Here is a 7,716-nt window from a genome sequence, read left to right on the forward strand (position 1 = left end):
TCCAGGAGCAAGCTGGTTCATAAGCGGCCCAAGAGCATGTACCCTCCGATTTTAATGTGTGTTTCTCGAAAGTTTCTCTCGCCTCTTTGCGGGCGCCACCGCCAGGCTGTCTTCATTCCCAGCGTGTTCTTGATATATTTTGAATGCTTGTTAAACGCCCTGGCGGAGATTGAAGACTGGACGAAGGCTGTGGGCCATGGAGAGCTATCTGGATCTGGATGAATCTGATAAACTCAGGCGGGCGCTTTGCCGAGTCTGCGGGTTGCTGTCTGTCGGGTATCTATGCTGGCTAACTGGCTGCCAATTTCAGGGATCCCTCTGGCCATGCTCGGCCCGGTGAAAAACCCGGTTCTGGTGTTCCTGATCATCCTGACGATCATGCTGGTGGCGCCGTTGCTGTTTGAGCGGCTGCGCCTGCCGGGGATCATCGGCCTGATCCTGGCCGGCTTGGTGGTGGGGCCCTACGGCTTGGGCATCTTGCAGCGGGATGAGACCATCGTCCTGCTGGGCACCGTGGGGCTGCTGTTTCTCATGTTCATGGCCGGGCTGGAGACCAGCCTGGAGGATCTGAAGCTGAATGCCTGGAAGGCCAGCGTCTTTGGGGTGCTCACCTTTCTATTGCCAATGGTGATCGGCACGACGGCCATGCTGGCTTTGGGGTATGGCTTTCTGGCGGCGGTGCTGGTGGCTTCGTGTTTTGCCTCCCATACCCTCATTGCCCTGCCGATCGTCTCCAAGTTGGGCCTGATGCGCCTGCAGACGGTGACAGCCACCTTGGGGGCGACGCTAATTACCAATGTCTTGGCGTTGTTGGTGCTGGCGGTGGTGGTGCGCGCCCACCAAGGCGGGCTGACGCTGCAATTTTGGCTGACGCTGATCCCCTCGATTGCCCTCTACACCTTTGCCACCCTCTGGGGGGTGCCCAAGCTGGGCGGTTGGTTTTTCCGGCGCTTCGGCCACGACGAGGGGGCAGAGTTTACTTTTGTGATCGCTACCCTGTTTGTGGTGGCCTACGGAGCGGGGTTGATCGGCATTGAGCCGGTGGTGGGCGCCTTTTTGGCCGGGACGGCCATCACCCCCCTCATTCCCCAGCTTAGCCCCCTCATGAACCGGATTCAGTTTATCGGCAACACGTTGTTTGTGCCGTTTTTCTTGATCTCGGTGGGAATGCTGATCAACCCCGGCATTCTCTTGGGCGAGCCGCGCACGCTGCTGGTGGGCGGGGTGATGATCGCAGCGGAGGTGGTGAGCAAGTTTTTGGCGGCTTGGATCCCGGCCCAACTGTTCGGCTGGCGCTTGGCCAGCGCCATGGTCATGTTCGGCCTGTCGGTGGCCCAGGCGGCGGCTACTTTGGCGGCGATCACGGTGGCCTTTAACGTGGAGTTGGTGGATGAGCTGACGGTAAACGGCACCATCGCCATGATCCTGATCACCTGCATTGCCTCGCCTTGGATCGTGGCCCGCTGGGGCGAGCAAATCCAGCCTGCAGAGGTGGCGGCAGAAGCCGGCGACTTGCCCAAACCAGCCTGGGGATCCCGCGTCTTGGTGCCGGTCGCCAACCCCGATACCGAAAGCAACCTGCTGCAGTTGGCTTTGATTTTGGTCAAAAAAGAAGGGGGGACGTTGCTGCCGCTGCACGTTTTGTCTGACCGGGCTGGGATCTCGCCCGCGGCCCTTTCTCGGCAGGAACAGTTGCTGTCCTTTGCCGAAGCTTTGGCCCACAGCGCCGTGGCCCGAGTGGAGCCGATTCGCCGGGTGGATGATTCGGTGGAAAAAGGGATCGTTCGCTCGGCAGCGGAACGGCAGGCTACCTTGGTAATCCTGGGCTGGAAGGGCTACTCCACCTATGCGGAGAATTTCTTCGGCAGTGTCATCGACGCAGTGGTGCGGCAGGTGGGGATCCCGGTGTTGATTACGCGGTTTCCTGTCCCGATTGAGACGACGCGGCGCATCCTTTTGGCAGCCCCAGAGTTGGAAGTGTCTTCTGGATCCCTGCAGCAGACGATTGGGCTGGCGCAGACGCTGGCCGAGGAGTTGAAGGCGGCGCTGCAGATTCTTTTGGTGCAAACCCGACCGCCGCGGGAGCGCTCCCCGGCCCTGGTGGCGGAAAGCTACGCCCATCTGCCGCTCCAACGGGTGCAAGGAGGGCTGGTGGCCGAGGTGCTCAAAGCGCTGCAGCCGGGAGATGTGTTGATGTTGATCCCCAGCGAAGCCCGCAGCCGCTCCCGTCTGAGCCGAGAGCCGGAGACCATTGCCCGCAACCGGCCTAGCCTTTCCATCCTTGTGGTGCATCTGCCTGCTGCCTCCCCGGCACGTCCGCAGGAGGGCGTTCTGGCAGCAGGGGATCCCACTTGGTACTGATGGCGGGTTAGAGCGCTTGTGTGAACGCCGCCCCGGCTCCCCTGATAAACTGGGATCCCCAGGGGGGATGTCGCTAAGAGCATAGGGGTATGGTTGCCTATTTGCTAGAAGTCGGCTGTGAGGAGCTGCCGGCCAGTTTTGTGGATTCAGCCCTAGAGCAATGGAAAACCGGGATCCCGGCCTCTTTGGCAGAAGCCCATCTGCAGGCCGAGGAGATGCAGCTTTTCGGCACGCCACGCCGCCTGGCGGTTCTGTTGCAGGGGTTGCCCACCCAGCAGCCGGATCGCGTCCTAGAGGTGAAGGGGCCGCCGGCTCAGGTGGCCTACCAAGACGGCCGGCTCACCCCGGCAGGGGAAAAGTTTGCCCAAAAACAAGGAGTGGATCCCGGTAGCCTGGAAATCCGGCAGGTGGGCAAGGGATCCTTTGTCTTTGCCGTGCAGCGGGTGCGGGGTCGACCGACAGCAGCGGTGCTCCAGGAATTGGCGCCCACTTGGATCACCAGCTTGAGCGGCGAACGGCTGATGCGCTGGGGCTATGGAGACTTGAAGTTTCCGCGCCCCATCCGCTGGCTGGTTTCCCTTTGGGATGATCAAGTGCTGCCTTTGCTGCTGCCGACCCATGAGGGCAATTCCATGTCGGGCTTGGTGGCCGGGCGGGTGAGTCGGGGGCACCGCATTTTGGGATCCCAGCAGGTTGTCCTGGAGCGGGCCGAGAGCTATGTCCGGCAAATGCAAGAGGTCGGGGTCAGTCCCGATCCGGCAACACGGGCGGCCCATATCCAGGCGGAGGTGACCAAGCTGGCCAAGCAGGTGAGCGGCCGCGCCCAGATCCCCCCTTCTCTGCTGCAAGAGGTGGTGCAGTTGGTGGAGTGGCCAACAGCAGTTCTGGGGCGCTTTGAGCCGGAGTTTTTGCGATTGCCCCCTGCGGTGATCGAGACGGTGATGATCACCCACCAGCGCTACTTCCCGGTACGGGATGGCCGGGATCCCCAGAAATTGCTGCCCTATTTCATCACCATTTCCAATGGTGATCCTGAGCAGTCGGAGCGGATCGCGGCGGGCAACAGCCGGGTGGTGCGGGCACGCTTGGCCGATGCCCGCTTTTTCTACGAAGAGGATCGGCGGATCCCCTTGGCGGAGCGGGTGGAGCGGCTGCAGGCAGTCGCCTTTGCCGAGGGGCTGGGATCGATGCGGGATAAGGTGGAGCGCATCCGCCACATCAGCCGTCTCATCGCCGCTGCCTTGAATTTGGATCCCCAGGAGCAGGCGCTGGTGGATCGCACGGCCCAACTGTGCAAGGCGGATCTGGTGACCCAGATGGTGTACGAGTTCCCGGAGCTGCAGGGGATCATGGGGGCCGACTACGCCCGGCAGGATGGGGAACCGGAGGCGGTGGCTGAGGGGATCGAGCAACACTACTGGCCTCTGGGGGCGGGGGAGGCTCTGCCCACCTCTTTAACCGGGCGGGTGGTGGGCTGGGCAGATCGCCTGGACACTCTGGTGGGCATGTTTCGCTTGGGGCGGATCCCCAGTGGTTCTTCGGATCGCTTTGCCCTGCGGCGGGCCGCCAACAGCCTGGTGCTGGTTGCCTGGGAGGCCGGCTGGAGCTTTGACTTCAACTCCCTGTTGCAAAGGGTGGTGCAGGACTACGCAGCGGGAGATGAAAAGACCTTAAAAGCGTTGCAGGAGTTTCTCGCCCAGCGGCTGCAAACCCTTTTGCAGGAAGAAAAGCGAATCGACTATGACTTGGTCAGAGCCGTGGTCGGGGATCCTGAATCCGTGCAGACAGAGGATCCGCAGAAATCGGAACTGACCTTGCGGGCCCTGAGCAACCTGCCTTTGACCTTGCTGCGGGCCGAGTATCTGCAACATTTGCGGGCTACCGGGGAATTGGCGGATCTCTATCCCACCCTCAATCGCTGTGCCCGCCTGGCAGCCCAAGGGGACTTAGACTACGCCGTGGTGGATCCGGCAGCCGCTGTGGATCCCGGCCAGTTGCAGGAGGCAGCAGAACGGGAGCTGTACGAAGCCTGCCAGAGGGTTTACCACCTAGGGGTGGAGCCGGCCTTGCGGGGAGACCTCGTCCCCTTGGTGGAAGCTCTGCAAGCGGCTGCTCCGCAGGTAGCGCGGTTTTTTGAGGCGGTCTTGGTGATGGATCCGGATCCCCTGCGGCGGGCCAACCGGCTTAACTTGCTGGGGCTATTGCGCAACCAGTCGCGCCTGCTGGGGGACATGGGAGCGGTGGTCGTGGTAGGGGAATCGGCGCCGGAGAAAACCCATTAGCAACTTCCTTTCTCTCTCCGTTTGGGAGAGGAGCCGGGGGATCGGTGGGATTCTGGTCAACGCTACAAGGGATCCCAAGTATCCTGCCGCCGCAGGGTCGCTTGCCGCAGCCGGGCCAAGTTGGCGGATCCGGTGCAGAAGGCTGCGATCCTCAGCTCCTCGATCACGGCGCGAAAGGTATCCACCACTGCCTGCGCTTGTCCTTGGGAGACGGCGTGTAAAGCGGGGGCGGCCATGCCCACCACATCGGCCCCCAGGCGGATGGCTTTGGCCACGTCGATGCCGTTGCGGATGCCGCCGCTGGCCACCAGGGGTAAATCCGGCAGCAAGCGACGAATTTCCAGCAGGGCCAACGCAGTTGGGATCCCCCAATCCCTGAAGCTGTGGGCAATGCGTTTCTTGAAGGCCTCTGTTTGGCGATGGGCCTCCACCTCGCTCCAACTGGTGCCGCCCGCCCCCGCCACATCCAGGGCTGCCACGCCGCAGTCGGCCAGCCGCTGGGCCACCTTGGCACTGAGGCCATTGCCCACTTCCTTGACCAGCACCGGCACCGGCAGTTGGGCCACCAAGCGTTCGATGCGGCCGTACAACCCGCGCCAGTCGGGATCCCCCTGGGGCTGAACCGCCTCTTGGAGAGGATTGAGGTGCAAAATCAGCGCATCCGCCTCGATCATCTCCACCGCCCGTCGCGCCTGCTCCAGCCCATAGCCATAGTTGAGCTGAACAGCACCCAGGTTGGCCAGCAGCAGAATATCCGGGGCCACTTGGCGCACCTGGTAAGTCCGGGCCAGCTCCGGGTGTTCCAAAGCGGCCCGCTGGGATCCCACCCCCATGGCAATGCCCAATTCTTGAGCGGCACTGGCCAGTTGCAGGTTGAGCTCGCGGGCTGTGTCCGTTCCCCCGGTCATGCTGCTGATGAGCAGGGGAGCCTGCAGGCGTTTTCCCAGAAACCGGCAACTGAGATCGATCTCCGGCAACAGCAGCTCCGGCAAAGCTACATGCTCGAAGAAAAAGCGCTCAAAGCCGGTGCGGATCCCTTTGGCGGCTACGTCCTGCTGCAGAACAATGTCCAGGTGATCCTGCTTACGTTCGGAGATGGGAGGTGGGGAAGCGACCATGGTCTGGGTGGAAGATTGTCCAATCTATATACCCTACATGCCAGAACAGCATTGCCCGAAGACGACCCGCGGTTGTCTATGATGTGGGCGGGATCCCAACCGGACAGCCATGCAACCCTTGCACATCTTGCTGGCAGAAGGCAACCCCCATCTGCGCAGCTTGCTGGGTTGGCACTTGCAACAGGCGGGGCACCCAGTTTGGCAAGCAGAGACCATCCGCCAGGCTAAAACCCTGCTGCAGCAGCAGCCCATCCACCTGCTGATTTTGGATGCAGAGCTGTCCAACCGCGGCGGCCTGCAATTGTGCCGCTGGGCCCATCGCCAGTGCGATCTGCTGATTTTGCTGCTCTCCCAGCGGGGATCCGAAGCCGACATCATCACCGGGCTGGAAGCCGGGGCCGACGCTTACCTCACCAAGCCCCTCAGCCTGCCCCTGTTAGACGCCCATATTCAGGCCCTGACCCGCCGGCTGCGTCGCCGTATCCCTCCCACTTTTCTGCAGTATGGGGATCTCAAAATCGACCTGGTGCAACGGCGCGTCACCTTGGCCGGGGAAGGGATCGACCTCACGCCTCAGGAGTTCAGCCTGCTGATGGTGCTGGTGCAGGCAGACGGGGATCCCGTCTCTCGGCTGGAACTGCTGGAGCGAGCGTGGCCGGATTCCACCGATAACCCCCGCACCGTTGATACCCACATCCTCTCGTTGCGCAAAAAGCTGGAACGGGATCCGCGCCAGCCCAGCTTGATCCAGACAGTGCGTAATGTCGGCTACTGCTTTGGCCTCAACCCCCCCTGCTACAGGAGCAGAAAACCCGGCCAGCCGCTGTCGGGGGTTCCGGAGCTGGCCCCTACGTCCGAGGAGAGCCAGGATCCCCGTCTGGATCGCTCAGTCGCGGCAAAGACCGGCGCACCCGCTGCTCCAAAGCCAGATTGCGACGTTGACGGCTGAGCTGCAGGGCCGCCTGCAAATCAAAGAGAGCTGTCTCTCTATCCCCCATGTTCCAGTAGGCCAGCCCCCGTTCGTACAGGCCGTACTCGTCGGAGCGGTCGATGCAGTTTATGTCCGCTTCCCGGCGAAAAGCCCGCTCGTAGTCGTCCAAAGCCGCTTTGATCTCCCCCAGCGCATAGAGAAGGTTGCCCCTGCTGTAAAGGGCGTTGGGCTGCTGCGGTTCTATTTCTAGGCTGCGGCTGAGGTCGGCAACGGCCTCGCCATAGCGATCGGCCCAAGCATAGGCAACGCCCCGCCGATAGTAATGGGCCGGAGAGGGATCCCAGCGGATGGCCTGCGACCAATCGGACAAAGCCGCCTCCCATTCGCCCAGGTAGCCGTACACCGTAGCGCGGCAGGCATAGGCGGGCGCCGAGGTGGGATCCCGACGAATGGCCTCGTCCAGGTGAGTTAGAGCTGAAGACAGGGATCCCTGTTGCATAAGCAGGTTGGCCAAGCGGAGGTGGTGGGGGGCGTTGGGGTGTAGGCGCACCAGCTCGGTCAACTCCGCCGTTGCCCCCTGCAGATCCCCTTGCGACTGGCGAATCAGGCCGCGGTAAAGGTAAGGTTCTGGCCGGCGCGGGGCCAACCGGGTGGCCTGGTCGAAGTCCGCCAGCGCCTGGGGAAGCTGGCCGAGTTCGAGGTAAGCTTGGCCCCGCAGGAGGTGGGCGTTGGTCAAATGGGGATCCTGTTGCAGCGCCAGGTTGAGCTGCTCGACGGCCCCTATCAGATCCCGGTTCAGCCACCGCTCGCGACCGCGGTTGTAGGCCAAGATGGCGGGGCGGGTAAAGGCAGAAATGGCTGCCGCACTGGCCAGACCCATCACCGCCAAGAGGCGATCCTGCCGCCAACTGGCCAGGCCCCCCAGCAGCAGGGCAGCCACGACCAACAGGCGCAAACCGGCAGAGTCGTGGGCTTTGAGCATGGCATCAACCCGGAGCCGTTTGAATCTGTTTTTCTGATTCTG

Annotated in this window: 5 protein-coding genes; 3 read left to right on the top strand and 2 right to left on the bottom strand. The window is 62.5% G+C overall.

What is annotated here, in order from left to right:
• Positions 1-282: 282 nt before the first annotated feature.
• Entirely contained in the window at positions 283-2,361 is a 2,079-nt protein-coding gene (locus NW844_RS02045) for a cation:proton antiporter (protein WP_414333038.1), read from the top strand.
• Positions 2,362-2,450: 89 nt separating this feature from the next.
• Positions 2,451-4,643 carry a glycine--tRNA ligase subunit beta gene (gene glyS, locus NW844_RS02050; RefSeq protein WP_414333040.1) on the top strand — a complete coding sequence of 731 codons (2,193 nt, stop codon included), beginning with the start codon at positions 2,451-2,453 and terminating at the stop codon, positions 4,641-4,643.
• A gap of 62 nt (positions 4,644-4,705) precedes the next feature.
• Here glyS and fni read toward each other — a convergent pair whose 3' ends face one another.
• Complete coding sequence (gene fni / locus NW844_RS02055) at positions 4,706-5,761, bottom strand: type 2 isopentenyl-diphosphate Delta-isomerase (protein WP_414333042.1); 1,056 nt, start codon at positions 5,759-5,761, stop codon at positions 4,706-4,708.
• 109 nt (positions 5,762-5,870) lie between these two features.
• On the opposite strand from fni, the gene NW844_RS02060 reads away from it, so the two are divergent.
• Entirely contained in the window at positions 5,871-6,710 is an 840-nt protein-coding gene (locus tag NW844_RS02060; protein WP_414333043.1) for a response regulator transcription factor, read from the top strand.
• Here the strand turns inward: NW844_RS02060 and NW844_RS02065 are convergent.
• The gene (locus NW844_RS02065; RefSeq protein ID WP_414333044.1) at positions 6,610-7,674 is read right to left on the bottom strand and encodes a tetratricopeptide repeat protein; all 1,065 of its coding nucleotides are present in this window, start codon (positions 7,672-7,674) and stop codon (positions 6,610-6,612) included. The two genes, NW844_RS02060 and NW844_RS02065, sit on opposite strands and share 101 nt — an antisense overlap.
• Positions 7,675-7,716 lie beyond the last annotated feature (42 nt).

It is taken from the genome of Synechococcus sp. H55.2, from assembly GCF_047462495.1.
Lineage (GTDB): Bacteria > Cyanobacteriota > Cyanobacteriia > Thermostichales > Thermostichaceae > Thermostichus.

Coding starts and splice junctions, on each gene's coding strand:
- NW844_RS02060 (WP_414333043.1), top strand. CDS start 5,871: ATGCAACCCTTGCACATCTTGCTGGCAGAAGGCAACCCCCATCTGCGC.
- glyS (WP_414333040.1), top strand. CDS start 2,451: ATGGTTGCCTATTTGCTAGAAGTCGGCTGTGAGGAGCTGCCGGCCAGT.
- NW844_RS02045 (WP_414333038.1), top strand. CDS start 283: ATGCTGGCTAACTGGCTGCCAATTTCAGGGATCCCTCTGGCCATGCTC.
- NW844_RS02065 (WP_414333044.1), bottom strand. CDS start 7,674: ATGCTCAAAGCCCACGACTCTGCCGGTTTGCGCCTGTTGGTCGTGGCT.
- fni (WP_414333042.1), bottom strand. CDS start 5,761: ATGGTCGCTTCCCCACCTCCCATCTCCGAACGTAAGCAGGATCACCTG.